The sequence below is a fragment of the Kitasatospora sp. NPDC088391 genome (assembly GCF_044753345.1).
In the GTDB taxonomy this organism is placed as follows: Bacteria; Actinomycetota; Actinomycetes; order Streptomycetales; family Streptomycetaceae; genus Kitasatospora.
The window spans coordinates 922,878-947,742 of sequence record NZ_JBIVNB010000001.1 but is presented as its reverse complement, the minus strand read 5'-3'; the positions used below and the strand labels follow the sequence as shown (position 1 = coordinate 947,742).

Here is a 24,865-nt window from a genome sequence, read left to right as displayed (position 1 = left end):
GTGTCGGCGGCGCCACGGGAGGGTTCCCCGGGGCGCCGCCGACGCGCGTACGGGCCCGGTCAGGGTGTCAGATCGACCGCCAGCGGGCGGTGGTCGGAGACCGGGAGGCGGGGGAGCCGGACCGGGGTGGCGGTGTGCGGGCCGAGGCCGGCCGCGAGCAGGTGGTCGAGCTGGGCCCGCGGCCGGTCGGCGGGGAAGGTCGGGGCGCGCAGCAGGTCGCGCCAGCCGTCGCGCGGGGCGGCCGACCGCAGCACCGAGACGGGCACCGCCCCCGGCAGGTTGAAGTCGCCGAGCAGCAGGTACGGGCCCGGCAGCACCGCCAACCAGCGCCGCAGGGACAGCAGTTGACGGACGTTCCAGCCCGGGACGAAGGACAGGTGCACGGCCGCCGCGGTGAACGGCCCGCCCGGGCCGCGCAGCACGGCGGCCAGCGCCACCCGCGGGTGGTCGCGCACCACCCGCAGCCCCGGCCCGTCGGCCGCGGGCAGCGGCACTGCCAGCGGCGGCTCGCCGAACCGGTGGGCGTACCACCCCAGCACCGGCAGCCGGGAGTACAGCGCGACGCCGTGCGACGGCCCCCCGTCGGACGCGCCGTCGTCCGGCCCGTGCACCCGCACTCCCCGGACGGCCGGGTCGCGCACCCAGGCCCGGCCCGGCACCGCCCGGGCGTGGAACGCGGTGGCGTACCGCCACTCCCGCACCCCGGCCGCCCCGGCCAGCGCCCGCGCCTGGTCCACCCCGCCGGAGCGCTCCTGGCCCCGGTCCAGCTCCTGCAGCGCCAGCACGTCCGCGTCCAGCCCGGCGACCGCCTCCGCCAGCGGCGCCAGCCCGACCGCCCCCGTCGGCCCGTCGACGGACGGCCGCCGCCCGTGCAGCACGTTGAAGGTGGCGAGGCGCAGCGGCGCGGCGGCGGTTCCGGTCACCCGTCGGACGCTACCGCACCCGGCGGCCCGGAGACGGGGGGTCAGAGCTGCCAGGCTCGCAGGCTGTTGCGGGTGACGGCCAGCAGCCGCCCCGGGCCCAGGGCGTGGACGGCCGCGACCCGGTGCCCGATCCGCTCCCGGTTGCCCGTCCCGCCCGTCCCGCCCGTCCCGCCCGGCAGTTCGGGCCCCGGCACCCGGAGCAGGGCGCCGTCCTCCAGCGCCACCGCGACCCCCGTCGGCGTCCCCACCACCCCCGCCGTCACCGGCCGCTCCCGGACCGCGACCCGCTGCCGGGGCGTGCCGTCCAGCGGATCGACCCCGACCCAGCCGCCCCCGCCGCCGCAGCGCCGCTCGCGCAGCCACAGCAGGCCGTCCGCGCGCAGCGGCGCCCCGCCCAGCAGGGCGTTGCGCTGCGGCCGCAGCACCTCCACCGCGCGCCCCGTCCGGGACAGCACCACCACGCTCCGGCTGCCGCACACCACCGCGCAGCGGTCCTCGTCGAGGACGGTGAACACCGTCCCGCTGTCCGCCCCCGCGAGCGGCAGCGGCAGCCGCCAGGACGCCGTCTCCCGGCCGGTGCGCGGGTCCAGCAGCCAGGCCCGGGTGCCGTCGCCCAGCAGCAGCCCGCCCGCCCAGGCCGCCGGCAGCTCGGTCCGGACCGGCGCGGGCGCCCGCCACAGCGGCCGCCCGTCCGCCAGCGCGAACGCGGCCGGCGCGGTGTACCCGCGCCACCCGCCGGTCAGCACCACCCCATCCACCACCGTCACGTGGCCGCTCCCGCGCGCCAGTTCGGCCTGCCACAGCAGCGCGCCCGACCCCAGCGCGAAACAGCTCAGCACCGGGCGGTCCTGCGGCAGCGCCAGCACCCGGTCGCCGGCCACCACCAGCGCCCGCGGCCACGTCCCGAGCGGCACGTCCCAGCCCGGCGACCCGTCCGCCGCGTCCAGGCAGACCAGCCGGCTGTGCCGCTCGTGCACCAGCACCCGTCCGCCCGCCACGCACAGGCGCGAGTGCGCGCCCCGCTGGTGCAGCACCCGTTCCCACAGCTCCACGACCACCACGACCGCCTTCCCCCGTACCCGGCCGACCCGGTCGGCGCCCACCGACCGGCGAACCGAGCAGGATACGGCAGCCCCCGGCACCGGCCTGACGGCGGGTCGGCAGCGGGGTGACAGCGCGCTGACAGCGACCCGGCACCGGGGCGCGCCACAGTGGAGCCAGGACGGGGCGGGGCGCCCCGCGACAGCACGGACGGACGGGGAACGACGATGGACGAGACGCTGGTCGCACGGATGCGCGAGTACCTGGACGCCGGACTCGCGATGGACCTCGACACGCTCGAAGCGATGTACGACCCGGAGTTCGAGAACGTCCGGACCGACACCCGGGGCCAGGTCGCGGTGCTGACGAAGGCCCACTTCATGGCCCGCTTCCGCGCCCTGCAGGCCCAGGGCACGCCGATCGGCGAGGACACCGACGACGTGCGCTTCCTGCACACCTCCCTGGACGGCGACCGCGGCACCCTCGTCATGCACCGCGAACAGGACGGCGAGGCCGGCCGCTACCTCTTCGTCTGGCGCCGCGAGCACGGCCGCTGGACCACCCTGCTGCGCGAGTACACCTTCGAGCGCGACGTCACCCCGCTGCTCCGGATGCTCGCCGGTTCCTTCTGACGGACGGTCACCCGGCAGCACAGGAACACAGGAGCCCGGGAGTCCGGGCGACGGCGGGTCAGGGCAGCGGTCCCGGGCGCGGCCCGTCCGGGGCGGTGAGGCGGCGCAGGAAGGACAGCACCCCGGCGGTGCCGGTGGCGTACGGGAAGGACGTCCGGGTCAGGGTGGGGTCGGGGAAGTCGGGGCGGTCCGCCGGCCCGGCCGCGCGGGCCAGTACCAGGGCGGCGACGGACTCGGCGGCGGTGCGGAACTCCTCGTTCCCCGGCGCGAGTTCGAGCATCAGCTCGCCGGCGCCCGCCAGGCCGCAGCACCGGGTGACCAGCGGCATCCGGGGCGCGAGCGCGAGGCAGGCGCGGGCGCAGCGCTCGGCCAGGACGCGCAGCGACGGATCGGCCAACGGCCCGGCGGCCCGGGCCAGAACGGTTCCGATGCCCGCCAGGCCGCGGCACCAGGACCCGTAACGTCGGCTCGCGGAGGGCGAGTCGGCGGCCGCCAGCAGATCGGGGACGGCGGCGGCCAGTGCGGCGCAGGCCCGTTCGGCCTCCCGGAGCGCGGCCGGGGAGCCGGTGGCGCGGGCGTACTCGACCAGGAAGTACGCGACCCCGGCCTCCCCGTGCGCCAGTCCCCGGGCCAGCGCGGCGTCCCCGGGCCGGGGGTCGGTGACGGGGGTGAGCCGGGCCCGGCCGGTGCGCAGGCGCAACCGGCAGTCGGCGGCCACCGCGAGGTGCGCGGCGGGGTCGGCGGCGCCGACGAGCGGGCCGGTGGGGCCGGACTCCGTCGCCCGGTCGGCGAGGCGGGCCAGCCGGAGGTGGCCGAGGCCGATGCCCGCGAGGCCGTCGATCAGGTCGGCCTCCGGCACCCCGCCGTCCGGGCGGCGGTCCGGCAGGGCGGGGGCGGTGAACGGCGCCGGGGTGCCCGCGGCGGCCAGGAACAGGTCGACGCCCGTCCAGCCCGAGTACAACCCCGGTTCCAGGGTGCGGGACTGGCGCCCCGTCCAGTCGGCGAGCCGGGCGACGGCGGCGGGCACGCCCGGGCGGTGCAGGTGCTGGAGGAGTTCCAGGCCGAGCCCCGCGCTGCCGCCGTAGAGGTCGATCGGCGTCGGGACGGCGCTGCGGGCGGACAGCTCCGGGTCGGCGATCCGGTGCGCCTCCGCGACGCAGTACCGGACGGTGTGCTCGACGACCGCTTCGAGCAGGTCGGGGTGCGGGGCGGCCGACTTCCTCGCGGGAGGCGGGGGCTGGAGCGGCGTGGGGAAGCCGTCGCGCAGGGCGGCCGCCGTCGCGGTACGGGTGGCCGGGTCGGGGTGGGTGAGGCCGGCCAGGGCCGCGCGGAGCGCCCGGTGGGCGGAGCCGGGGAGGGCGAACTCCAGGCAGGCGAGGGTGCGTTCGCGGCCGACCGCCGGGTCGGGGTCGAGTATCACCGGGTCCAGGCCGGTGGCGGCGAAGTGCAGCGTCATGCCCAGGGCGTACAGGTCGTCGGCGGGTCGGGCCGGTGCACCCGGGCGGAGGACGGGGCCGCTGTACCCGGGCGTGGCGCCCTCCGGTCCGCGGCCGTGCACCGAGCTGATCCCGAAGTCGACCAGGTGGCACCGGCCTTCGGCGTCCAGCACCACGTTGTCCGGCTTCACGTCGCGCATCACCACGCCCCGGCGGTGGATGCCGTCGAGCAGGCCGAGCAGCCGGTCGGCGAGCGCGGGCAGGCTGCGCGTCGGGGGCCGGCCGCCCGTCCCGGGCCCCGGGCCGTCCGGGGCGGTGGCGGGGTAGGGGCCGTGGGTGAGCACGTCGCGGCGCAGGTCGCGGTCGCCGCAGGCGGTCGTCACCAGGTACTCGTCGGACCGGTGCCGGAAGTAGTCGAGGGCGCGCGGGACGCCGTCGGCGCCGTCGAGCGCGGTCAGCGCGGCGTGCTCGTTGCGCAGCCGGTCGCGGGTGTCGGCGCCGGTCTCGTCCTCGGCGACGTACGCGCGGGCCTGCTTGACCACCACGGCGCGGCCGGTGGCGACCTCGACCGCCCGGTACACGTTGCCCTGCGGTTTGCGGGCGATCCCGCCGGTGACGCGGTAGCGGCCGCCGCCGAACCCGGCCGCGGCGGCGCGCCCCGGGGCCGGGGCGGGGCGGGCGAACGGGTCCTCGGCCCAGGGCGGGCAGCGGTAGGCGGTGCCGGCCAGGCCGTCGAAGAGCCGGCCGTCGGGGCCGGTCATCACGGACTCCAGGCGCCCGGTGCGGCCGGTGCGGTACTCGGCGGTGAACGGCCCGTAGCGGTAGTAGACCGGCGCGCCGGGGTCGATCCGGCGGTCGCTGACGATCGGCGGGCCCTCGTGGCCGCCCAGCACGGCGACCAACTCGGCGGCGAGCGGCAGCAGTTCGTCCGGGGCCGGGTAGAGCGTCATCGCCTTGCCGACCGAGGCGCTGTTGGTGGCGCCGGAGTTGAGGGCGCGCAGGGTCTCCCGGTCGCGGGCCCACTTGGCGTGGCAGACGTGCCGTTCGAGCACGGGCAGGACCAGGGCGGTGACGGTGTCCAGGGTGGCGGGGCGGGCGGAGACGTGGAGTTTCCACCCGTGGTCCATCGCCGGCATGCGCGGATCGGTCAGGTACGACCAGGTGTCGTCGGACCCGGGCCGGCGGCCGGCGATGGACCCGGTCACGTCAGGAGTTGCGGTCGTCGCAGGCGAAGCGCGTGGTGGCGGTCACCCACGGGTCGGCGAGGCAGGCCGTGGGGTCGAGGTCCGCGCGGTCGTCGTCCTCGAACAGCAGGGTCTCGTCGTCGAGGGCGAGCGGCCCCGCGTCGCGGATCTCGGTGAGGGTGGCAACGGGCATGTGACGCCTCCAGGTCGTGTCGCGCGTCCGGCCGTTCCGCGGGGTCGCGGCGGCCGTGGGACGGGGCGGCCCGGTCGGGCCGCGGTCCCGGAGCACGAAGGTAGGGAGGAATGGTGAACCTGACAAGGGGTCAGGTCGCCCGGGCTTCACCGAACTGTCACATCCCGTCCGGGTGTTCGTCGGCCCGCCCACCGCCCGGGGAAACGGCCGGTGCGGCCGGTCCGGCGGGCGCGGCGGCGAGGGCGGTCCGCCCGGCCCGGACCGGGCGGCCGTCCCGGTCCGGGCCGACCGGGACGATCGGCGGACCACCGGCCCGTCCGATCACCGTACGGCGACCGGTCCGAACCTCCCGGTCCGGCCCACCGGGCGTCCGCCGATCGTCGTACGCCCGCCCGTCCGGGAGATCCGCTTCCGCTCGGCGGACCCGCGTTGCTAGCATCGGCGCGCCGCGACTGGCGAGAGGTGGAGCACCACCGGGGAGCGGCGGAGCACGACGGGACCGACACCGTCCGCCTGGGTGTCCTCCGAAGCCGATCCATCGACTTCGCGGAGGGGGCCACCACCATGGACCTTCGGTACGGCATCAACCCGCAGAACACCCGCGCCCGGGTCGAACCGCTGCACCCCGGCGCGGACCTGCCGCTGCGCCTGCTGCAGGGGCAGCCCTCGTACGTCAACCTGCTGGACGCGCTCAACGCCTGGCGGCTCGTCAGCGAGGCGGCCGCCCTGCTCGGCCGACCCGCCGCCGCCTCCTTCAAGCACGTCTCCCCGGCCGGGGCCGCCCTGGCCGGCCCCGTCGACGACACCGCCGCCGCCCTGTACGGCGTCGACCCCACCACCGTCGGACCGCTCACCGCCGCCTACCTGCGGGCCCGCGACGCCGACCCCAAGTCCTCCTACGGCGACTTCGCCGCCGTCTCCCACGAGGTCGACCTCGAACTCGCCGACCTGCTCGTCCGGGTGGTCTCCGACGGCATCGTCGCCCCCGGCTACGCGCCCGGCGTGCTGGACGTCCTGGCCCGGAAGAAGAACGGGCGCTTCCTCGTCCTGGCCGCCGACCCCGGCTTCGTCCCGCCCGCCACCGAGGCCCGCGAGGTGCACGGCCTGCGCCTCGTCCAGGACCGCGACCCGCACCCGCCGACCGCCGACCTGCTCACCGACGTCCGGGTCGGCACCCTGACGGAAAGCGCTTGCACGGACCTGCTGCTGGGCCTCACCGTGCTGCGGTACACCCAGTCCAACTCGGTCTGCTACCTGCGCGACGGCATGGCCCTCGGCATCGGCGCCGGCCAGCAGTCCCGGGTCGACTGCACCCGGCTGGCCGGGGCCAAGGCCGACACCTGGTGGCTGCGCCGCCACCCGGCCGTCCGCGCCCTCGACTTCCGCCCCGAGGTGCGCCGGCAGGACCGGATCAACTGGCAGATCCGTTACCTGGAGGGCGACCTCACCCCCGACGAGCGGATCCGCTTCGCCGCCGCCCTGCGCGGCGCCGCGCCCGCCGCCCTCGAACCCGCCGGGCGCGCCGCCTGGCTGGCCCGCCGCACCGGCCTCTCCTACGTCTCGGACGGCTGCCTGCCGTTCCGCGACAACGTCGACCACGCCGCCCGGCACGGCGTCACCGCGATCGCCGAACCCGGCGGCTCACTGCGCTCCGCCGAGGTCGAGGCGGCCTGCGCCGAACACGGCATCGCCCTCGCGCACACCGGCCTGCGGCTGTTCCACCACTGACGGGCCGTCAGGCGGTCGGCCGCGGGAGCAGATCGGTCCAGGCCCGCTGCTCGGGGGTGTCCGGGACGGCCAGGCCGCGGGCCCGGCCGATCAGCCCCCAGGCCGTGTCGGCGTCGGTGCCGGTCAGGACCAGGACCGCCGCCGCCAGCAGCGAGGACCGGCCGATGCCCGCCCGGCAGTGCGTGACGACGTGTCCGCCGGCCCGCAGACGCTCCGTCAACTCCCGGATGGTGGGCAGGACTTCGGCGGGCTCCGGGGTGGTGCGGTCCGGTATCGGGAGCGCGACGAAGCGCAGCCCGGCGGCCCGGGCCAGCTCCGCCTCGGCGGTCAGCCCGAGTTCGGCGTTCTCGGCGGGCGTGAGCGCGCTCACCAGGTCGGTCACCCCGGCGGCGGCCAGCCCGGCCAGCTCCTCGGCCAGCCAGTCGCCGCCGCGGGGGCGGGCCATCGTGCTGAGCCGTCCCGGGCCGGGCCGCTCGACGGTGAACAGGGTGGGACGCATGACGGGACCTCCGGTCGGTGGGTGCCTGCTGCGGGGCGTCGACGGCCGGAGGCGGCACGGCGGTCGACGCGGCGTCGGCCCCGGGACCCGGCCGGTGCGGCGGGCCCCCGGGCGGCGACGCCGGGGGACGTCGACCGGGCCGCGCACCGAGGGCGGGCCGTTCTGCGGTCGACGGCGCAGACGCTAGCACCCCCGGGACAGGTGCCTCCGGCGTGGGTCGGGCGGGTGGGTTCAGCGCGCCGCGTCGGGCGCTTCCACCGTGAAGGTCACCACGTCGACGTCGGCGTCGGCGGGCAGGCCCGGGTAGTGGCTCCGCAGGCCCTCCCTGAACCGGTCGACGCTCGCGCCGGGGTCGAGGCGGGCCTGCGCGGCGGTGAGGCGGTCCAGGCGGTGCCGTTCGACTCCCGTGACGGTGCCGTCGAGGGTCCGGTGGGCCTCGTCGTCCTCGAAGAGGAAGAGGGCCGGACCCACCGCGATCGGGTCGTCGTGGCGGACGGTGGACCTCTTCCGGCCGGCGGCGACGTCCTCGTAGTAGCGCTTGTTGAAGCGGACGACGCGGCGGGCGGCGGCGTCCGGGAAGAAGTAGGTGTCGGGCAGCAGCTTCCGCACCGGCCGCACCTGCGGGCCGTCGGCGGTCGGCACGGCGACCAGCACGTCGGGGTGCAGGTCCAGGAGCACCTGGCGGCAGCGGCCGCAGGGCGGGACCAGGCCGCGCCCGCCGTCCCCGGCCGCGGCGATGGTGACGAGCGGGCCGGCGCCCGCGGTGGCGGCGGCGCCGAGCACGACGAGTTCGGCGCAGGGCCCGCCGGTGAAGTGGTGGACGTTCACGCCCACGTGGACGCGGCCCGCGGTGTCCATCGCGGCCGCGGCCACGGTGTGGTTCGGGTCGCCGCCGAGACCGGCGGCGAGCCGCTCCGCCGCCTCGATCACACGGAGTTCGGACTCGAAGAGCTGCACGGGAACCATGCCGCCGACCCTATCCGCCGGGCCCGCGGAACGGCCCCGGGTTTTCGGCCCGCCGCCGGAGTCCGCCGGACCCCGCCGGCACCGCCCCGGGGGTCAGCGGGCGCCGAGCAGGTGTTCCAGGGCCAGCTGGTCGAGGTGCTCGAAGGCCATGCCGCGTTCGGCCGCCGCGGTGACGTCGAACTCCTCGAAGGCGGAGCGGTCGGCGAGCAGCGCGCCGAGGCCGTCCTCGGCGGTGGGCAGGGCGAGTCGGTCGAGGCGGGCGGCGCGCAGCGCGTCCTGGACCTCGGGGTCGGCGCGGAAGGCCAGGGCGCGCTCCTTGAGCAGCAGGTAGTTGCGCATGTTGCCGGCCGCCGAGGCCCAGACGCCGTCGAGGTCCTCGGTGCGCGGCGGCTTGAAGTCGAAGTGCCGCGGGCCCTGGTAGCCCGCCGACTCCAGCAGGTCGACCAGCCAGAACGCCTGCCGCAGGTCGCCCGCGCCGAACCGGAAGTCCTGGTCGTACTTGATGCCGGACTGGCCGTTCAGGTCGATGTGGAACAGCTTGCCCGCCCACAGCGCCTGCGCGATGCCGTGCGGGAAGTTCAGGCCCGCCATCTGCTCGTGCCCGACCTCCGGGTTGACGCCGACCAGCTCCGGGCGCTCCAGGCGCTCGATGAAGGCCAGCGCGTGGCCGATGGTCGGCAGCAGGATGTCGCCGCGCGGCTCGTTCGGCTTCGGCTCGATCGCGAACCGCAGGTCGTAGCCCTGCTCCGTGACGTAGTCGCCGAGCAGGTCGAACGCCTCCTTCAGCCGGTCGAGCGCCACCCGGACGTCCTTGGACGCGCCGTGCTCGGCGCCCTCGCGCCCGCCCCAGGCCACGTACACGGTGGCGCCCAGCTCGACCGCCAGGTCGATGTTGCGGACGGTCTTGCGCAGCGCGTACCGGCGCACGTCGCGGTCGTTGGCGGTGAACGCGCCGTCCTTGAACACCGGGTGGGTGAACAGGTTGGTGGTGGCCATCGGCACCCGCAGGCCGGTGGACGCCAGCGCCGCCGCGAAGCGCTTGACGACCGCCTCCCGCTCGGCCTCCGAGGCGCCGAACGGGATCAGGTCGTCGTCGTGGAAGGTCACGCCGTACGCGCCCAGTCCGGCGAGCCGCTCCACCGACTCGACCGGGTCCAGGGCGGGGCGGGTCGCGTCGCCGAACGGGTCGCGGCCCTGCCAGCCGACCGTCCACAGACCGAAGGTGAACTTGTCGGCGGGGGTGGGGGCGAGTCGGCTCATCGGGTACTCCAAACGCTGGTGGCGGACGGGGGCCGTACGGCGGGGGTCTATTCGTAAGGCCGGAAGACAAATTAATATGGCCGAGCCCGGGAGGGAAGCCCCCGGGCCGAAACCCCGCCCGGCGCCTCGCCCGGCCAACCCGCCCGCCCGCTCGCCCCGCCCAGACAGGAGCACGCCCATGGCACACCCGCAGGTGGTGATCGGCGTCGACAGCTCGACCCAGTCCACCAAGGCGCTGGCCGTCGACGCCGACACCGGCGCCGTCCTCGGCGAGGGCCGCGCCGCCCACCGGGTCGACTCCCGGCACGGCCAGGAGAGCGGCCCCGAGCAGTGGTGGGACGCCCTCGGCGAGGCCGTCGCCGCCACCGGCTGGGCCGACCGGGCCCGGGCCCTGGCGATCGGCGGCCAGCAGCACGGACTCGTCACCCTGGACGCCGCCGGTCGGCCGGTCCGCCCCGCCCTGCTCTGGAACGACGTCCGCAGCGCACCCCAAGCCGCCGACCTGGTACGGGAGTTCGGCGCCGACTGGTGGGCCGCCGAGATCGGCAGCGTCCCCGGCGCGTCCTTCACCGCCGCCAAGTGGGCCTGGCTGCGCGCCAACGAGCCCGCGCACGCCGACCGCACCGCCGCCGTCCGCCTCCCGCACGACTACCTGACCGAGCGGCTGACCGGCACCGCCGTCACCGACCGCGGCGACGCCTCCGGCACCGGCTGGTGGACCCCCGACGGCCCGCACCCCGCCGTCCTCGCCGCGATCGGCCTCGACCCCGCGCTGCTCCCCGCCACCGCCCCCGCCGGGAGCGCCGCCGGCACCGCCCGCCCCGGCGGCCCGCTCCGCCCCGGCACCCCCGTCGCCACCGGCACCGGCGACAACATGGCCGCCGCCCTCGGCCTCGGCCTGACCGCCGGCACCCCCGTGCTCAGCCTCGGCACCTCCGGCACCGTCTACACCGTCGCCCGCCGCCGACCCGCCGACCCCACCGGCACCGTCGCGGGCTTCGCCGACGCCCTCGACGGCTGGCTCCCGCTCGCCTGCACCCTCAACTGCACCCTCGCCGTCGACAAGGTCGCCGCCCTGCTCGGCCTCGACCGGCAGGCCGTCGAACCCGGCGGCAGCGCCGTCCTGCTGCCCTACCTCGACGGCGAACGCACCCCCGCCCGCCCGCACGCCAGCGGCCTGCTGCACGGCCTGCGCCACGACACCACCCCCGGCCAACTGCTCCAGGCCGCCTACGACGGCGCCGCCCACTCGCTGCTCGCCGCCCTCGACGACGTCCTCGCCGTCGACGGCCCCACCGACGCCGCCGCCGACCCCGCCCACCACACCGCCACCGCCGACACCGCCGCCGCCGACCCGGAGCGGCCGATCCTGCTGATCGGCGGCGGCGCGCGGGGCCGGGCCTGGCAGGACACCGTCCGCCGGCTCTCCGGCCGCCCCGTCCGCCTGCCCGCCGCCCGCGAACTCGTCGCGCTCGGCGCCGCCGCCCAGGCCGCCGCCCTGCTCACCGGCGAACCCGCCGACGCCGTCGCCCGCCGCTGGGGCACCGCCGACGGCCCGCTGCTGCCCGCCGTGCCCCGCGACGACGCGGCGCTCGAACGGATCGCCGCTACCATTTCGCAGACGGTCGGCCTGCACGGCGCCGACCGCCGGTAAGCACGGACCCCACCGGCGGCCCGCGCCGCCGGTGGGAGCGGCCCGGCCCCGGCGGGCCCGCGGAACGGAGGACGAGGACAGCGTGGCAGCGGACGGGCAGCAGCCGAGCGACCCCGCGCCCCGGCGCGGCCCCGCCTCCCAGCAGGACATCCGGCGGCAGAACCTCGCCCTGGTGATGCAGACCGTCGCCGCCGCGCACCCGCTCTCCCGCGCCCTCTCCCGCGCCGACGTGGCCGGACGCACCGGCCTCACCCGCACCGCCGTCTCCAGCCTGGTCGACGAACTCATCGGCGGCGGACTGCTGGTGGAGGGCGAACTCGAACGCAGCGGCCGGGTCGGCCGCCCCGGCCGGGCCCTCGGCCTCAACGACACCGGCCCCGCCGGACTCGGCCTGGAGGCCGGGGTCGCCCACCTCGGGGCCTGCGTCCTCGACCTGCGCGGCGAGGTCCGGGTCGAACTGCACCGCCCCGCCCCGAACGCGGCCCGCCCCGCCGCCGAGACCCTCGCCGACCTCGCCGCGCTCGCCGCCGAGGCCGAACGGCAGGCCGTCGACCTCGGCCTGCGGGTGGTCGGCGGCGTGCTCGCCGTCCCCGGCAGCGTCCCCCGCGACACCCCCGGCCGCCGGGTCGAGCACGCCCCCAACCTCGGCTGGCACCACCTCGACCTGCCCGCGCTCTGGCCCGGCCCCGGCCCCGCCCCCGCCGTCGAGAACGAGGCCAACCTCGGCGCCCTCGCCGAACTCCGGCAGGGCGTCGGCACCGGTACCTTCGTGCACATCTCGGCCGGCGAGGGCATCGGCGGCGCGCTCGTCCTGGACGGCGAACTCTTCCGCGGCGTCCAGGGATTCGCCGGCGAACTCGGCCACCTCACCGTCCGCCCCGACGGCCGCCCCTGCTCCTGCGGCGCCCGCGGCTGCCTCGAACCGTACGCCGGACTCGCCGCCGTGCTGCGCGCCGCCGGCCTGCTCGACGAACTCGACGCCACCGGAAGCAACTTGACGGACGGTCAGGAGATCGACGCCGTCGCCGAGTTGGCCCGCCGCGCGGCGGCCGGGCACGCCGACACCCGGCGCGCCCTGCGGCACGCCGGCACCGCGCTGGGCACCGCGCTCGCCGCCGCCGTCCACCTGATCGACCCCGCCACCGTGGTCCTCGGCGGCGCCTACGCCGACCTCGCCCCCTGGCTGCTGCCCCCCATGCGGGCCGAACTCGCCACCCTGATCCGGGTCCGCCCCTGGCCCGAGGACGCCCTGCGCGCCTCCCCCCTCGCCCGCCGCGGCCCCGTCCTCGGCGCCGCCCTGGTCACCGTCCGCCGCCTGCACACCGACCCGGCCACCCTCTGGCTGCCCGCAGAGTCCTGACCCGCCGAAGCCCCTGTCCCCAGAAGCCCCGCCCCCCAGAGCCCCGAAAGGCCCGCACTGCACCGTGCTGCTCACCTACATCACCGAACTCGCCGACGAGCCCCTCGCGTTGACGCCCGACCGGCGGGACGAGGAGACCGAGGTCAACACCTGGTGGCTGAGCTCGGACGACGAGGACCTGCGGTCCCTGACGGTCGCCGAGGTGGTCGCCGCCTTCGAGGCCACCGCCGCCGCGCTGCGCCGCCGGGTCGCCGAGTCCGGGTACGCCGGGCCGGCCACCTTCTACGTCCGGCACGACCGGCAGGCCGGCCAACTGCGCACCTCCACCGGCACAGTGGGCCCCGCCGAGCTGCCCTTCGGCGGCCGCTACCGTCCCACCGCGGACCTCGCCCCGGTCGTCGCGGGCTACCTGGCCGACGCGGACCCCGGGTCGGCCCGTCGGGAGGACCCGGTCGAGGTGGGCCCGGACGACCTGGAGCCCGATCCGGAGCCGGAGCCGTTCCCTGTCTGGGTCAGCGCACTCGGTGACACCGGTGCCCCCGGTGTGCTCGGCGGCGGCGACGCGTCGGCGGACGGCCGGGGCTGAGCGTCCCGGGTCGGGCGGTGGCGGCGGGGTGTTCGCCGCGGCCGAGTTCGACAGCGAGCCGGGCGGCGGTCTCGGCCATCTCGACCAGCGGTTGGCGGACGGTGGTGAGCGGCGGGCCAGGACGCCGTCCACCCAGGTCTGGCCGGGGGTGAGCCGGCCGGCCGACTCGGAGAGCACCACGCTCAGGCCCTCCGCCCGGGCGACGTTCCCGACGCCCCGGATCACCTCCACCGCCCAGGCGCTGTCCAGTGGTGGAAGACCAGGTCGAGCAGCCGGGACGGCGGCGTGACGGTGCGGCGGCGCTGGTAGCCGGTGCGGCGCAGGATCTCCTCGACCTTGGCCCGGGTGGCGGGCGCGACGTCGGCCCGGCCGTTCAGGACCTTCGAAACTGTCGGCGCCGAGACGCCGGCCGCCCGGGCGACCTCCGCGAGGGTCGGCGCGGGGCCGGGTTCGATCTCTGCGGCGCTCATGGCACGGACAGTAGTGCCCGCGGTCCTCGACGGGCCGCCGCCGACGGCCGCGGCCCCCGCGCAGTGTTCGTCGCCGCCGCGAAACATTCGCCCGTCGGGCGGTGCGGGGAGGGGGAGTTCGGGGGCGGGGTTCGGGGGAGCGCAGGGGCAGTGCGGGTGCCGGACCGCCGCCGGTGCTGGGGGATCATGGGGCGATGAGCGACAAGCGAACCCCGACGGCGGTGCTGCTGCACGGCTGGCCCGTCACCTCCGCGCACTGGCGGTACCTGGTGCCGGCGCTGGAAGCCGCGGGCATCACTGCGATCCCCGTCACGCTGCCCGGGCTGGGCGCCGCTCCCGGCGCCGAGGTGACCGCCTTCCACAAGGCGGCGCTCGCCGACCTGGTCCTGGCCCGGCTGGCCCGGGAGGGCGTCACCCGGTTCGCCGTCGTCGGCCACGACTGGGGCGCGACGGTCGGGTGCCTCCTCGCGGCCCGGGCGCCGGAATCGGTCGGTGCGCTCGTGGTCGAGGAGGAGATCCTGCCCGGCGTCGAGGTCGGCGTTCCCGCACCGGGCCGGGCCCACTACCCGACCTGGCACGGCCCCTTCAACCGGGCCCCGGGGCTGGCCGAGCAACTCGTGCCCGGCCGGGAGGCGGCGTACTACGGCGCGTTCCTGGAGCAGAGCGCCGGACCGGAAGGTCTCGCCCCGGACGTCCTCCGCGCCTACGTCGAGGCGTACAGCGCCCCGGGCGTGCTGGAGGCGGGCCTGGCCCACTACCGCACCGGGACGCGGGACGCCGAGGACGTCCGGGCCCTCGCCGCCCGGCCGCTCTCCGTGCCCGTCCTGGCGATCGGGGGCAGGTACGCGATGGGGACGGCCGTCGCCGACGGAATGGCTGCCCTCGCCACCGAGGTCACCCCGCTCGTCCTGGAGCGGTCCGGCCACTACCCCGCGGAGCAGGAGCCGGACGGCGTGAACCCCGCGGTCGTGCGGTTCCTCCGGCGGTACGCCTGACCGCACGGTCCGGGACCGGCCCGCCCGCCGCGTGCATAGTACATGTGATGTGCATGGTGCATATGGCAAAGGTTCGGTGCGGGCGGACGGCACGGGACAGGTGGGGCAAAGCGGTGGCAATCGTCCGACAAGTCGTCAGTTTCCTTGCCGCGCAGCCGACAAGGGCGTGAAAGCCCCGTGCATTAACAAGGGAGAACTTCAGGGCAAACAGACTCAGCTCAGAGGGGATTCCACTTCCGGATTTCCTCTGTGCACACATAGCGTTCGCCACGTGACAATGAGCGTCCAAAGACCCGGGGGGTAGCGCGGTGCGCGGGGAGGGCCTGTTCACGGAGCGGGCGCCGAACGGACGGTTCCAGTGGCAGCTGAAGGCGATGAACGGCCGGGTGGTGGCGGTGTCCTCCTCCGTCTACGAGTCGCCCGGCGACGCCGAGCGGGCGTTCGCGGAGCTGGTCGAACTCGGGCCGGCCCTGGTGGCGCGGATCACCCATGTCCGCGACGGACTGGGCTGGACCTGGGTGGTGCCCGGCCCGCGCGGCAACCCGGTGGTCAGGTCGAGCCGCGCCTACGAGCGCTACGCCACCTGCCAGAACGCCTTCCGGCGGTTCATGGCACTGCTGGCCCGGCTCACCGAGGCCGCCGCCGCGGTGGCCGTCGCCGGGCCCGCCGCGTCCGCCGTCGCCGGGCCTGCCGTGCCCGAGACCGTGCCCGCCGTGCCTGCCGTACCCGCGACCGTGCCCGGTCCCGGGGCCGGGCGGTGAGCAGACCGGAGACCGGCCGGGGCCCCCGACTGGTGCCGCTCCGCGGCCCGGACGGGCGGGCCGGCTGGTCACTGGTCGCTGCCAACGGGCGACGGCTCGCCGTGTCCGTCCGGGCCTATCGGTCCGACCGCGAACTCGCCTACGGAGTCGGTGAGTTGCTGGCCGAACGGGCGGTGCTGCGGTTCGTCCTGAGCCAGCGCGAGGACCGGCTGTGGGTCTGGACGGCCCACCTGCCGCCCCGCACCACCCGGCCCGGCGCGGGCGGCGGCGAGGCCGTCGCCCGCAGCGCGCGCGGCTACCTGCGCCGCGACCAGTGCCGGCAGAGCGTCGTCGGCTTCCAGCAGGCCGTGGAACACGTCCGCCGGGCCGGCCGCGGGACCACGACCGCACCCCCCTGGTGAACCCGCCCCCGCCACGGCCGTTGACGCCCACCCGGGCCACGAGGCCGCGAGGGCACGGCGGCGGGGCGTTCGGACGGCGCGGTGGCAGATCGATGTCGACGGAGGGTCGCCGCGCCGTACCCGCAGCCCCGGCGCACCCCGTCCCGGCCCATGCCGCCCCGCCCTGCCCCGCCCACCCCGTCCCACCCCGTCCCGTCCCGTCCGGTCCCGTCCGGTCCCGGTCAGGGTTTCGCGTGCGTTCGTCGCGGGGCGGTGCCGGGGGAGTGAAGCGGAGATGGCCGGGGTGACCCCGTGGTCCCACCTGGAGAAGAACGTGTCCGGGCTCGGGGCGGGCCGACGGGGCGTCAGCCGGGTGTCCCACCAGCGGATTCGTGGGCGCGGCCGGGGGCGCGGTGGTGCGCCGGGGGTGCGGGGGGCGCTTCCGGGGGCGGGCGGGGGCGGCGAGGATCGCACCGCCGGAAAGCCGCGGAGCTCTCCGGCACCGGGCCCCGCCAGGTCCGGTCCAGCTAGGCCACTTTCCTTTATGGAGGAACAGGACCATGCGTCACACCGCTGCCAAGGCGTTCACCGCCGTCGCGCTGGCCGCCGCCCTCTCGGCCGTCGCCGCCCCCGCCATGGCCGACCCGTCCACCCTGCCGACCCTGCCCGCCGCGCAGGACATCGTCGGTGCCGGCTCGGACACCACGCAGGCTCTGCTGAACCAGTTCTCGGCCGACTACAACGCCTCCCTGGGCGCGGGTTCCACCCTGCCCCACCTGTACAGCTGGGACGCGACCGGCTCCGCCACCATCACCCCGAAGACCGGCGCGGCCACCATCAACCGCCCGAACGGTTCCGGCGCCGGCATCACCGCGCTGAACGGCAACACCAGCGCCACCCTGGACTTCGCGCGCTCCTCCCGCGCCCCGCAGACCGGCGACCTGACCTCCGACCTGTTCGTGGCCTTCGCCAAGGACGCGGTGACCTGGTCCGCGAAGGCGACCGGCGGCCACGCCCCGGCGAACCTGACCACCCAGAACCTGTTCGACATCTACTCCTGCGCCGCCGGCGCCACCAACTGGTCCGCCTTCGGCGGCACCGCCGGCACCATCAAGCCCTACCTGCCGCAGGCCTCTTCCGGCACCCGCTCCTTCTTCCTGAAGGCGATCGGCAACCCGACCCTGGGCAGCTGCGTCGTCACCGGCCCGGAGGAGAACGAGGGCACCGACCCGCTGCTGAACAACGTCGACGTGATCTTCCCGTACTCGGTCGGCCACTGGGTGGGCCAGGCCAACGGCCACGTCACCGCTTCCGACAACAAGGGCGACCTGACCCTGCGCAGCATCAACGGCGTCGCCCCGCTGACCGGCACCGGCACCCTGAACGCGGCCTTCGCCGCCGGCACCTACGGCCGCGTGCTCTACAACGTGGTCCGCGACACCGAGTGGACCGCCACCACCACCCAGGGCACCGCGCTGCGCGCGATCTTTGGCCCCTCGGGCTGGATCTGCTCCACCCCCGGCAAGGCCGACACCACCAGCTACGGCTACCTGACCCTGCCGGCCTCGGCCTGCGGCTCCACCACCCACATCTGACCCACCCCCGGGGCCCGTTCCGCCCCGAGGCGCACCACAGCGCACCGCACCGCACCGACCGCCGCCCGTCCCGCGCACCCGCCGGGACGGGCGGCGGCCCGTGGCACCACCGCGCACCGCGTACGACCCGTTCCACCCGGCACCACCGCGCTCCACCCAGCACCACCCGCAGAGCAGAACAGCACCGGGTGCCAGGCACCCCTCCGAAGGAGCCACGATGTCCCGTCTTCCCGTCCGGATCGCCGCCGCGGCCGCCGGTCTCGCCCTCGTCGCCACCGCCGCCTCCGCGACCGCCGCCTCCGCGACCGCCGCCTCCGCCGCCACCCCGGCGTCCGGCAGCGCCGTGATCCACGAGAGCAACGCCTTCTTCCAGCAGGCCGCCCAGGCCGGCATCGTGGCGGTGCCGCTGCCCACCGCGACCGCGGGCTACGACGCCGCCACCGGCCTGTCGGCGAGCTTCCCGGTCACCGACGGCTCCGGCAGCCTGCGCGACTTCTACGGGAACATCAAGCTCGGCGGCGGCCTGCTGTTCGTCGACGTCAGGACCGGCAGCGCGGCCTCCTTCCACCAGCTGTCCTTCTCCATCGACAACTGGGCGGTCACCGGCGTCGCCGACGGCACCGGCACCACCGTCACGCTGTTCGACCCGGCGGGCAACAACAGCGTCACCAACAGCGGCACCACCCAGAACCTGACCGCGGACTCGCTGGTCCTGGACGCCGCGGGCGCGCAGTACCTGGACGGCAAGCTGCGCACCACCTTCTTCACGGCGGGCCAGAGCGTCGGCTCCTTCGCGGTGACCTTCACCCCCGCCTCCTGACGCTCCGCCGGCACACCACCACAGCACGGCAGTTCGGCACATCCGTACGAGCGCCCGCACCCCGTTCCGCCGCCCGGGCGGTACGGGGTGCGGCCCACCGAGGGGAGACCACCGTGCACCGCACCGCTGCCGAGGTGCTCACGGTCGCCACGACGACCGCCGCCCTGCTCGCCGCCGGCGCCGCCGCCCCGGCTCTCGCCGACCCGCCGGCCCCGGCCGCGCAGGACCTCGTCGGCGTCGGGGCGGACACCGCCAACGCGCTGATGAACCGGATCTCGACGGACTACAACGCCGCGCTGGCGGCGGCCGGCGACACCACCTCGCCCCGGCTGTACAGCTGGGACTTCACCGGCTCCGCGACCATCACCCCGAAGACCGGGGCGGCCACCATCGCCCGGCCGCGCGGGAGTTCGGACGGCATCCTCGCGCTGAACCTCAACACCCGGGCCACGGTGGACTTCGCGCCGTCCTCCCGGCCGCCCCGGTACCTCCAGGACCCGCCCTCCGAGCTGTTCGTGGCGTTCGCCAAGGACGCGGTGACCTGGGCGGCGAAGTCCGGCGGCCACGCCCCCGCCAACCTCACCACCCAGGCGCTGCGGGACATCTACTCGTGCCAACCGTGGGCCGTCGACTGGTCGGCCTACGGCGGCGCGGCCGGCCCGATCAGGCCCTGGCTGCCGTCGCCGTCCTCCGGCACGGGGGCGTTCTTCCTGAAGGCGATCGGCCTGTCCGCGCCGGGTGGCTGCGTGCGCTACGGGCCGGTCGAGAACGAGGGCACCGACCCGGTGCTCGACGACCCGGACGCGATCGTCCCGTACTCGGCGGGCCACTGGGTGGGCCAGTCCCGGGGCCACGGCAGCGCGGCCGACGCGCCGGGCGCCCTGACGCTGCGGAACATCAACGGCCTGGCCCCGCTGAACGGCATCGGCGCCGTCAACGCCTCCTTCGCGGCGAGCTCCTACGGCCGGGTGCTGTACAACGTGGTCCGCGAGGCCGAGTGGCGCGGCAGCGGCCCGCAGACCACCGCGCTGCGGGCGGTGTTCGGCTCCACGGGGTACCTCTGCTCCGTCCGGGCCCGGGTGACCGTCGTCGACTACGGCTACCTGAGCCTGCCGTCCGCGGCCTGCGGATCGACCGTCAGCTCCGAAACGGTGTGACGGGAACCCCCTCCGCCCCATCCGAACCAGCCGAACCACCTGAACCAGCCGAACCGCCCGCCGGACCCCGGACGGGCGGTTCGCGCGTCTGACGGGCCGTCAGTCCTTTTGATTCGAGCACCAATTGGGGTCTCGTACACCTGACGGACAGCGACCGGCCAGACGCGACTGGCCGAATATCGTCGGAGCCGCCGAACGGTCGGTTCCGCTCCCTGTTCCCGTGCGTGCCCCGAGTCGGCGCGCCGTCGCCGGAGGTGCTGCGCCGATGAGAACCCGCCCGTCGGGGCCGAGAGTCGGATCGCGTCCGTTGAGGGCCTACCTGGCCGCGGTGCTGGCCTGGACGGTGGCCGCCGCCGTGGTGTTCCTGCCGCTCGGCGGGCCCGGCGCGCAGCCCGCGCGGGCCGCCGCCGGGACGACCGTGGAGGGTCCGGCGCGCTGGAACCCCGCCGACTGGACGGAGGGCCCGAAGGGCACCGTCACGCTGTCCCGGTCCACCGGCCTCGGCAACCAGGTGGTGCACGTCAGCTGGACCGGGTTCACCCCGACCGTGGACCTCCAGGGCCAGCCGGTCAGCTCGGTGCTCAGCCCGCGGACGGGCTACATCGACAAGGACGCGCTCTACCCGGTGCGGATCTACCAGTGCCGGGGCGAGCACCCGGAGATCACCGACTGCTACGGCTCCAGCCTGTACAACGCCGACCCGGCCAAGGGCTTCCTGCAGCCCTCCCCGGCCGGCGGCCTCACCACGCCCGAGTTCCCGTCGAACATGGCCATCGCCGCGACCCGCCCCGACGGCACCGGCGACGCCGACATCGAGGTGTGGACCGCCCAGCAGAGCCAGTCCCTGGGCTGCGACCCCACCCACAAGTGCTCGATCGTGGTGGAGCCCAACTACGGCGGCGACCCGATCGGCGCCTACTCCTACCCGGACTCGCAGATCAACTGCGCCGAGCACTCCGGCGACGCCGACTTCTTCTTCAACACCGCCACCGACGCCACCCTGTACACCAACATGTACCGGACCGACGACAAGCAGTACTGGAGCGGCGAGGCCTGCGCCTGGTCCCGGCACGTCACCGTCCCGCTGGAGTTCGCCCCCACCCCGGCCGCCTGCGCCGACGGCGGCGCCGCGTTCTCCGCGATCGGCCTGGAGATGGCCGACCGCGCCGTCCAGCAGTGGCGCACCGGCCTGTGCCTGGCCGCCGACCCGCTGAACGTGCAGTACAACGTCGGCTCCGGCGAGCCCCAGGCCCGCGCCGGCTTCCTGCGCGGCTCCGGCGCGGACGTTGCGCTCACCTCGCTGCCCGACACCGGACCCCCGGCCCGCCCGTACGTGTACGCGCCGCTCGCCGCCGGCGCGGTCTCGATCGTGTACATCGTCGACGACGGCAGCACCCACCAGCAGGTCCGCCGACTGCGGCTCAACCAGCGGCTGCTGGCGAAGATGCTGACCCAGACCTACCGCTCGGACGCCACCGACACCACCGACTCGGTCAAGGGCAACCCGAACTGCCTCTTCGAGGACCCCGAGTTCCGCCGGCTCAACGCCGACGTCTCGCCGAACACCACCTGGCTGCCCTGCAACGTCGCGGGCTTCGCCAGCTCGGTGCCGATCGTGGTCGGCGGCACCACCGACCTGGTCCGCCGGCTCACCCAGTGGATCGCCGCGGACGGCGACGCCGCCGCCTTCCTGCAGGGCGCCACCGACCCGTGGGGCACCCGCCTGAACACCCACTACCTGCCCTCGGCCTTCCCCGGCTACCCGCTGGACGCTTTCCAGGCCCAGGACTTCTCCGGCTTCAACAACCTGAAGCAGTACGAGTGGAACCCGGTGCTCGGCGGCCTCGGCCAGGTCCTGCGGATGACCATGGAGGGCCGGCTGTCCTGCCTCAACACCGACGTCATCGACGGCCAGCACGCCCGCTGCCGCCCCCAACTCGACGGCAAGCGCTCGCTGTTCGCCGTCCTGGACGCCGGCCAGGCGCAGGCGATGAGCCTGCCCGAGGCCGAACTCCCGAACCCGGCGGGCGGGTTCACCACCCCGACGATCGAGTCCATGCAGGCCGCCGTCCGCGACATGCCGGTCGACGAGAACACCGGCACCCAGCAACTCCCGTACGGGGACGGCAACTCCGCCTACGCCAAGGACACCAGGGCCTACCCGCTGACCATGGTGCAGTACGCCATGCTGCCCACCGGCGGCCAGCCCGCCGCCAAGGCCGCCGCGATCAGCCGCTTCGTCCGCACCGTCACCGACCCCGCCAAGGGCCAGGTCTACGGCCGCGACCCCGGCCAACTCGCCCTCGGGTACGCCGGACTGACGGCCGGTCAGATCACCCAGGCCAGGGCTGCCGCCGACCACGTCGCCGCCCAGGACGGGGCCAAGCCGGGCAAGTCCACCGGCACCGGCGGTGACAGCGGCGGCACCGGCACCACCGGTGGCGACACCGGCAGCGGCGGCGCGAGCGGCACCGGCGGCACGGGTGGCGGGAGCGCCGGAGGCGGCCTCGGCGACACCGGCGGCACCCTCGGCGACGCCGCCGCGGGCGGCACCGGCGGCGCGGCCGCCGCCCAGGGCGGCACCGCCGGGCCCCGGCCCAGCACCGCGCCGACCCTCGGCGCGGCCGCCGTCGGCCGGGCCTCGGCCGACCGGGCCGGCCTCTCCCCGCTGCTGCTGCCCGTGGTCCTGATCACCGGCGCCGTCCTGCTGGTCGGCGGGCCCGCCGTCCTGCTCCTCGGCACCGCCTCCGCCGGGGGCGGCCTCCGCGGCGCCGCCGGGCGGCTCCGGTCGCGGCTGCTCCGCTGACCCTCCCGCCGGACGGGCGCCCCGCGCGCCCGTCCGGCGGCCATCCGCCCACCCCAGGAACCCTCACCGCGCGGAGAGTTGACACCATGACAGCCGCCGTCCAGCCGACGGACACCCGCGTCCCCCCGCCGACGCCCGAGCACGACCGGCCCCGCCCGATCGACGCCCCCGCCCCGCCCGCCGACCGGGCCTTCCGCGGCCTCCTGCGCGCCGCCGGGCTGTCGGTCTTCGTGATGATGGGCCTGATCGCCTTCTTCCTGCTGCTGCGCGGCGCCGAGGCACTGCGCGCCGTCGGCCTGTCCTTCCTCACCGAGGTCAACTGGCGCACCGCCGCGCACTCCTTCGGCATCGCCGCGGTCCTCCCCAACGGCATCATGATCGCCGTCATCGCGCTGGTCCTCGCGGTCCCGGTGGCGCTCACCGCCGCCCTGTTCATCTCCGAGTACGCGCCGGTGCGGCTGCGGCCCGCGCTGATCTCGATGGTCGACCTGATGGCCGCCGTCCCGAGCATCGTCTACGGCCTGTGGGGCCTGTTCTTCCTGCAGCCCCGGATCGTCGGCACCTGCCGCTGGCTGGCCAACCACCTCGGCGGCCCGCTCCCGTTCCTCCGGGTGCGGATCGGCGACACCCCGACCTCCTACACCTCCTCGACCTTCATCGCGGGCGTCGTGGTCTCCCTGATGATCATTCCGATCATCACCTCGCTCAGCCGCGAGGTGTTCTCGCAGGCCCCGGTCGGCGAACGGGAGGGCGCCTACGCGCTCGGCTCCACCCGCTGGGGCATGGTCCGCACCGTCGTCCTGCCGTTCGGCCGCGGCGGCATGATCGGCGCCGTGATGCTCGGCTTCGGCCGGGCGATGGGCGAGACCATCGCCGTCGCGCTGATCATCTCCCCGGTCTTCCGGGTCGCCTGGCACGTCCTGGAGAACGGCGGCGGCTCGATCTCCGCCCTGATCGCGCTGCGCTTCAGCGAGTCCGACAGCCTCTCGCTGTCCGCGCTGATGGCCGCCGGACTGGTGCTGTTCGCCCTCACCCTGCTGGTCAACGTGGCCGCCGGGTTCGTCATCAGCCGGTCCCGGTCCGGCGCCTCGACCTCGGACTGACCGGAGGCCACCGATGTCCACCCAGCCCCTCGACGCCCCCGCACCCTCCGGCGTCCCGGCCCTTCCCACCCTTCCCGCGCTCCCCGTCGTCCCCGCACTCCCCGAGCAGCGGCGGATCAAGCTCGGCGGCACCACCCGCGAGGAGGTGCTCACCATGCTCGGCGCGGGAGTCGGCTCGCTCGCCCTGGACTGGCTGCTGTACGAGCGCGTCCTGCCGTTCAGCGGCGCCCTCGGCTTCCTGCTCTGCTGGTACGCGCTGTTCCTCGGGCTCTACACCCTGGCCGGCCGCCTCCAGTGGGACGCCCTGACCGTCCGCGAACGCCTCGCCACCGCCGTCGCCTGGAGCTCCGGCCTGCTGCTGTTCGCGGTCATCCTCGAACAGATCGGCTTCGTCGCCCTGCACGGCCTGGCCGCCGCCCGGCACGCGAACTTCTTCACCGAGACGATGCGGACCACCGCCCCGCTCTCGCCGATCACCTCCGGCGGCTGCCTGCACGCCGTCGTCGGCTCGCTCGAACAGCTCGGCCTGGCCACCCTGTTCTCGGTGCCGCTCGGCATCCTGACCGCCGTCTTCCTGGTCGAGGCCGGCGCCACCCGCCGCGGCGCCCGCCTGGTCAAACCCGTCCGGGTGCTGGTCGAGGCGATGACCGCGCTGCCGTCCATCGTCGCCGGACTGTTCGTCCTCGGCGTCGTCATCCTCACCCTCGGCGCCGAGAAGAGCGGCTTCGCCGCCTCGCTCGCGCTCACCGTGATGATGACGCCGATCGTCACCCGCGCCGCCGAGGTGGTGGTCCGGATCGTCCCCGGCACCCTCAAGGAGGCGTCCTACGCGCTCGGCGCCAGCCAGTGGCGCACCGTCTGGCACGTGGTGCTGCCCACCGCCCGCCCCGGCCTGACCACCGCCGTCGTGCTCGGCATGGCCCGCGGCGTCGGCGAGACCTCCCCGGTGCTGCTCACCGCCGGCTTCACCACCCGCCTCAACCTCGACCCGCTGCACGGCAACCAGGCCAGCCTGCCGCTGTTCATCTGGAACTACGTCAAGCAGCCCTACCCCGAGATGGTCGCCCGGGCCTTCGCCGGCGGCCTCACCCTGATGCTCGTGGTGCTGGTGCTGTTCGTCACCGCCCGCGTCCTGGGCCGGCCCCGGACCGCCGCCGACCGCCCCACCCGGCGCCCGCTGCGCCCCGCCCGCACCACCCCCGCCGACCGCCCCGCCCGGCGCTCCGCGACCTCCCGCCCGGCCCTCGCCCGCACGGCGACCGCCGCGGCCCCGCACCCCGCCCCGGCGGTGGAGAACCGATGAACCGTCAGAAGAC

The 24,865-nt window shown here is 76.0% G+C and carries 22 protein-coding genes and 1 riboswitch; of the genes, 14 read left to right on the top strand and 8 right to left on the bottom strand.

Annotated features, from left to right (window positions below; genetic code table 11):
- Nucleotides 1-59: 59 nt before the first annotated feature.
- A complete protein-coding gene (locus tag ACIQBJ_RS04055; protein ID WP_400703032.1) occupies nucleotides 60-923 on the bottom strand; it encodes an endonuclease/exonuclease/phosphatase family protein in 864 nt (287 codons plus the stop codon).
- A gap of 41 nt (nucleotides 924-964) precedes the next feature.
- Entirely contained in the window at nucleotides 965-1,984 is a 1,020-nt protein-coding gene (locus tag ACIQBJ_RS04050) for a PQQ-binding-like beta-propeller repeat protein (protein ID WP_400703030.1), read from the bottom strand.
- A 207-nt stretch (nucleotides 1,985-2,191) separates the two neighbouring features.
- Between ACIQBJ_RS04050 and ACIQBJ_RS04045 the strand changes: the two genes are divergently transcribed.
- Entirely contained in the window at nucleotides 2,192-2,596 is a 405-nt protein-coding gene (locus ACIQBJ_RS04045) for a nuclear transport factor 2 family protein (protein ID WP_400703027.1), read from the top strand.
- 58 nt (nucleotides 2,597-2,654) lie between these two features.
- Here ACIQBJ_RS04045 and lanL read toward each other — a convergent pair whose 3' ends face one another.
- Nucleotides 2,655-5,237, bottom strand: coding sequence for a class IV lanthionine synthetase LanL (gene lanL / locus ACIQBJ_RS04040; RefSeq protein WP_400703024.1), 2,583 nt, complete (start codon nucleotides 5,235-5,237; stop codon nucleotides 2,655-2,657).
- Between the two features lies 1 nt (nucleotide 5,238).
- Nucleotides 5,239-5,409: an SflA family class IV lanthipeptide gene (locus ACIQBJ_RS04035; protein WP_400703021.1), complete on the bottom strand. Its 171-nt coding sequence runs from the start codon at nucleotides 5,407-5,409 to the stop codon at nucleotides 5,239-5,241.
- A 438-nt stretch (nucleotides 5,410-5,847) separates the two neighbouring features.
- Nucleotides 5,848-5,935: riboswitch (ZMP/ZTP riboswitch) on the top strand.
- A gap of 38 nt (nucleotides 5,936-5,973) precedes the next feature.
- On the opposite strand from ACIQBJ_RS04035, the gene ACIQBJ_RS04030 reads away from it, so the two are divergent.
- Complete coding sequence (locus tag ACIQBJ_RS04030; RefSeq protein WP_400703018.1) at nucleotides 5,974-7,137, top strand: phosphoribosylaminoimidazolecarboxamide formyltransferase; 1,164 nt, start codon at nucleotides 5,974-5,976, stop codon at nucleotides 7,135-7,137.
- Between the two features lie 7 nt (nucleotides 7,138-7,144).
- Here ACIQBJ_RS04030 and ACIQBJ_RS04025 read toward each other — a convergent pair whose 3' ends face one another.
- The 3 genes from ACIQBJ_RS04025 to xylA all read right to left on the bottom strand — a co-directional run bounded on the left by ACIQBJ_RS04025 (nucleotide 7,145) and on the right by xylA (nucleotide 9,862).
- On the bottom strand, nucleotides 7,145-7,636 hold the full coding sequence (locus ACIQBJ_RS04025; protein ID WP_400703016.1) for a tyrosine protein phosphatase: 492 nt from the start codon (nucleotides 7,634-7,636) through the stop codon (nucleotides 7,145-7,147).
- A 231-nt stretch (nucleotides 7,637-7,867) separates the two neighbouring features.
- Nucleotides 7,868-8,602: an ASCH domain-containing protein gene (locus ACIQBJ_RS04020; RefSeq protein ID WP_400703013.1), complete on the bottom strand. Its 735-nt coding sequence runs from the start codon at nucleotides 8,600-8,602 to the stop codon at nucleotides 7,868-7,870.
- 93 nt (nucleotides 8,603-8,695) lie between these two features.
- Nucleotides 8,696-9,862: a xylose isomerase gene (gene xylA / locus ACIQBJ_RS04015; protein WP_400703010.1), complete on the bottom strand. Its 1,167-nt coding sequence runs from the start codon at nucleotides 9,860-9,862 to the stop codon at nucleotides 8,696-8,698.
- A 178-nt stretch (nucleotides 9,863-10,040) separates the two neighbouring features.
- On the opposite strand from xylA, the gene ACIQBJ_RS04010 reads away from it, so the two are divergent.
- The 3 genes from ACIQBJ_RS04010 (at nucleotide 10,041) to ACIQBJ_RS04000 (ending at nucleotide 13,462) form a co-directional block, all read left to right on the top strand.
- Nucleotides 10,041-11,516, top strand: coding sequence for an FGGY family carbohydrate kinase (locus ACIQBJ_RS04010; protein WP_400703007.1), 1,476 nt, complete (start codon nucleotides 10,041-10,043; stop codon nucleotides 11,514-11,516).
- 82 nt (nucleotides 11,517-11,598) lie between these two features.
- The gene (locus tag ACIQBJ_RS04005; protein WP_400703004.1) at nucleotides 11,599-12,876 is read left to right on the top strand and encodes an ROK family protein; all 1,278 of its coding nucleotides are present in this window, start codon (nucleotides 11,599-11,601) and stop codon (nucleotides 12,874-12,876) included.
- Nucleotides 12,877-12,940: 64 nt separating this feature from the next.
- Nucleotides 12,941-13,462, top strand: coding sequence for a hypothetical protein (locus ACIQBJ_RS04000; protein ID WP_400703001.1), 522 nt, complete (start codon nucleotides 12,941-12,943; stop codon nucleotides 13,460-13,462).
- A 221-nt stretch (nucleotides 13,463-13,683) separates the two neighbouring features.
- Here the strand turns inward: ACIQBJ_RS04000 and ACIQBJ_RS03995 are convergent, their stop codons facing one another.
- On the bottom strand, nucleotides 13,684-13,932 hold the full coding sequence (locus tag ACIQBJ_RS03995; protein ID WP_400702998.1) for a LacI family DNA-binding transcriptional regulator: 249 nt from the start codon (nucleotides 13,930-13,932) through the stop codon (nucleotides 13,684-13,686).
- 194 nt (nucleotides 13,933-14,126) lie between these two features.
- Here ACIQBJ_RS03995 and ACIQBJ_RS03990 point away from each other — a divergent pair, with 194 nt between their 5' ends.
- The 9 genes from ACIQBJ_RS03990 to pstA all read left to right on the top strand — a co-directional run bounded on the left by ACIQBJ_RS03990 (nucleotide 14,127) and on the right by pstA (nucleotide 24,852).
- Nucleotides 14,127-14,927 carry an alpha/beta fold hydrolase gene (locus ACIQBJ_RS03990; RefSeq protein ID WP_400702995.1) on the top strand — a complete coding sequence of 267 codons (801 nt, stop codon included), beginning with the start codon at nucleotides 14,127-14,129 and terminating at the stop codon, nucleotides 14,925-14,927.
- A 308-nt stretch (nucleotides 14,928-15,235) separates the two neighbouring features.
- Nucleotides 15,236-15,688, top strand: a complete 453-nt coding sequence (locus tag ACIQBJ_RS03985; RefSeq protein WP_400702992.1) for a DUF1508 domain-containing protein — start codon at nucleotides 15,236-15,238, stop codon at nucleotides 15,686-15,688.
- The gene (locus ACIQBJ_RS03980) at nucleotides 15,685-16,089 is read left to right on the top strand and encodes a hypothetical protein (RefSeq protein WP_400702989.1); all 405 of its coding nucleotides are present in this window, start codon (nucleotides 15,685-15,687) and stop codon (nucleotides 16,087-16,089) included. The genes ACIQBJ_RS03985 and ACIQBJ_RS03980 overlap by 4 nt, the downstream gene beginning before the upstream one ends.
- Nucleotides 16,090-16,628: 539 nt before the next feature.
- Nucleotides 16,629-17,663, top strand: a complete 1,035-nt coding sequence (locus ACIQBJ_RS03975) for a PstS family phosphate ABC transporter substrate-binding protein (protein WP_400702986.1) — start codon at nucleotides 16,629-16,631, stop codon at nucleotides 17,661-17,663.
- Nucleotides 17,664-17,880: 217 nt separating this feature from the next.
- Entirely contained in the window at nucleotides 17,881-18,483 is a 603-nt protein-coding gene (locus tag ACIQBJ_RS03970; protein WP_400702983.1) for a hypothetical protein, read from the top strand.
- Nucleotides 18,484-18,596: 113 nt separating this feature from the next.
- Nucleotides 18,597-19,640, top strand: coding sequence for a substrate-binding domain-containing protein (locus tag ACIQBJ_RS03965; RefSeq protein WP_400702980.1), 1,044 nt, complete (start codon nucleotides 18,597-18,599; stop codon nucleotides 19,638-19,640).
- A 307-nt stretch (nucleotides 19,641-19,947) separates the two neighbouring features.
- Entirely contained in the window at nucleotides 19,948-22,446 is a 2,499-nt protein-coding gene (locus tag ACIQBJ_RS03960; RefSeq protein ID WP_400702977.1) for a hypothetical protein, read from the top strand.
- Nucleotides 22,447-22,532: 86 nt separating this feature from the next.
- Nucleotides 22,533-23,549: a phosphate ABC transporter permease subunit PstC gene (pstC, locus tag ACIQBJ_RS03955; protein WP_400702974.1), complete on the top strand. Its 1,017-nt coding sequence runs from the start codon at nucleotides 22,533-22,535 to the stop codon at nucleotides 23,547-23,549.
- 13 nt (nucleotides 23,550-23,562) lie between these two features.
- Complete coding sequence (gene pstA, locus ACIQBJ_RS03950) at nucleotides 23,563-24,852, top strand: phosphate ABC transporter permease PstA (protein ID WP_400702971.1); 1,290 nt, start codon at nucleotides 23,563-23,565, stop codon at nucleotides 24,850-24,852.
- Nucleotides 24,853-24,865: the final 13 nt, after the last annotated feature.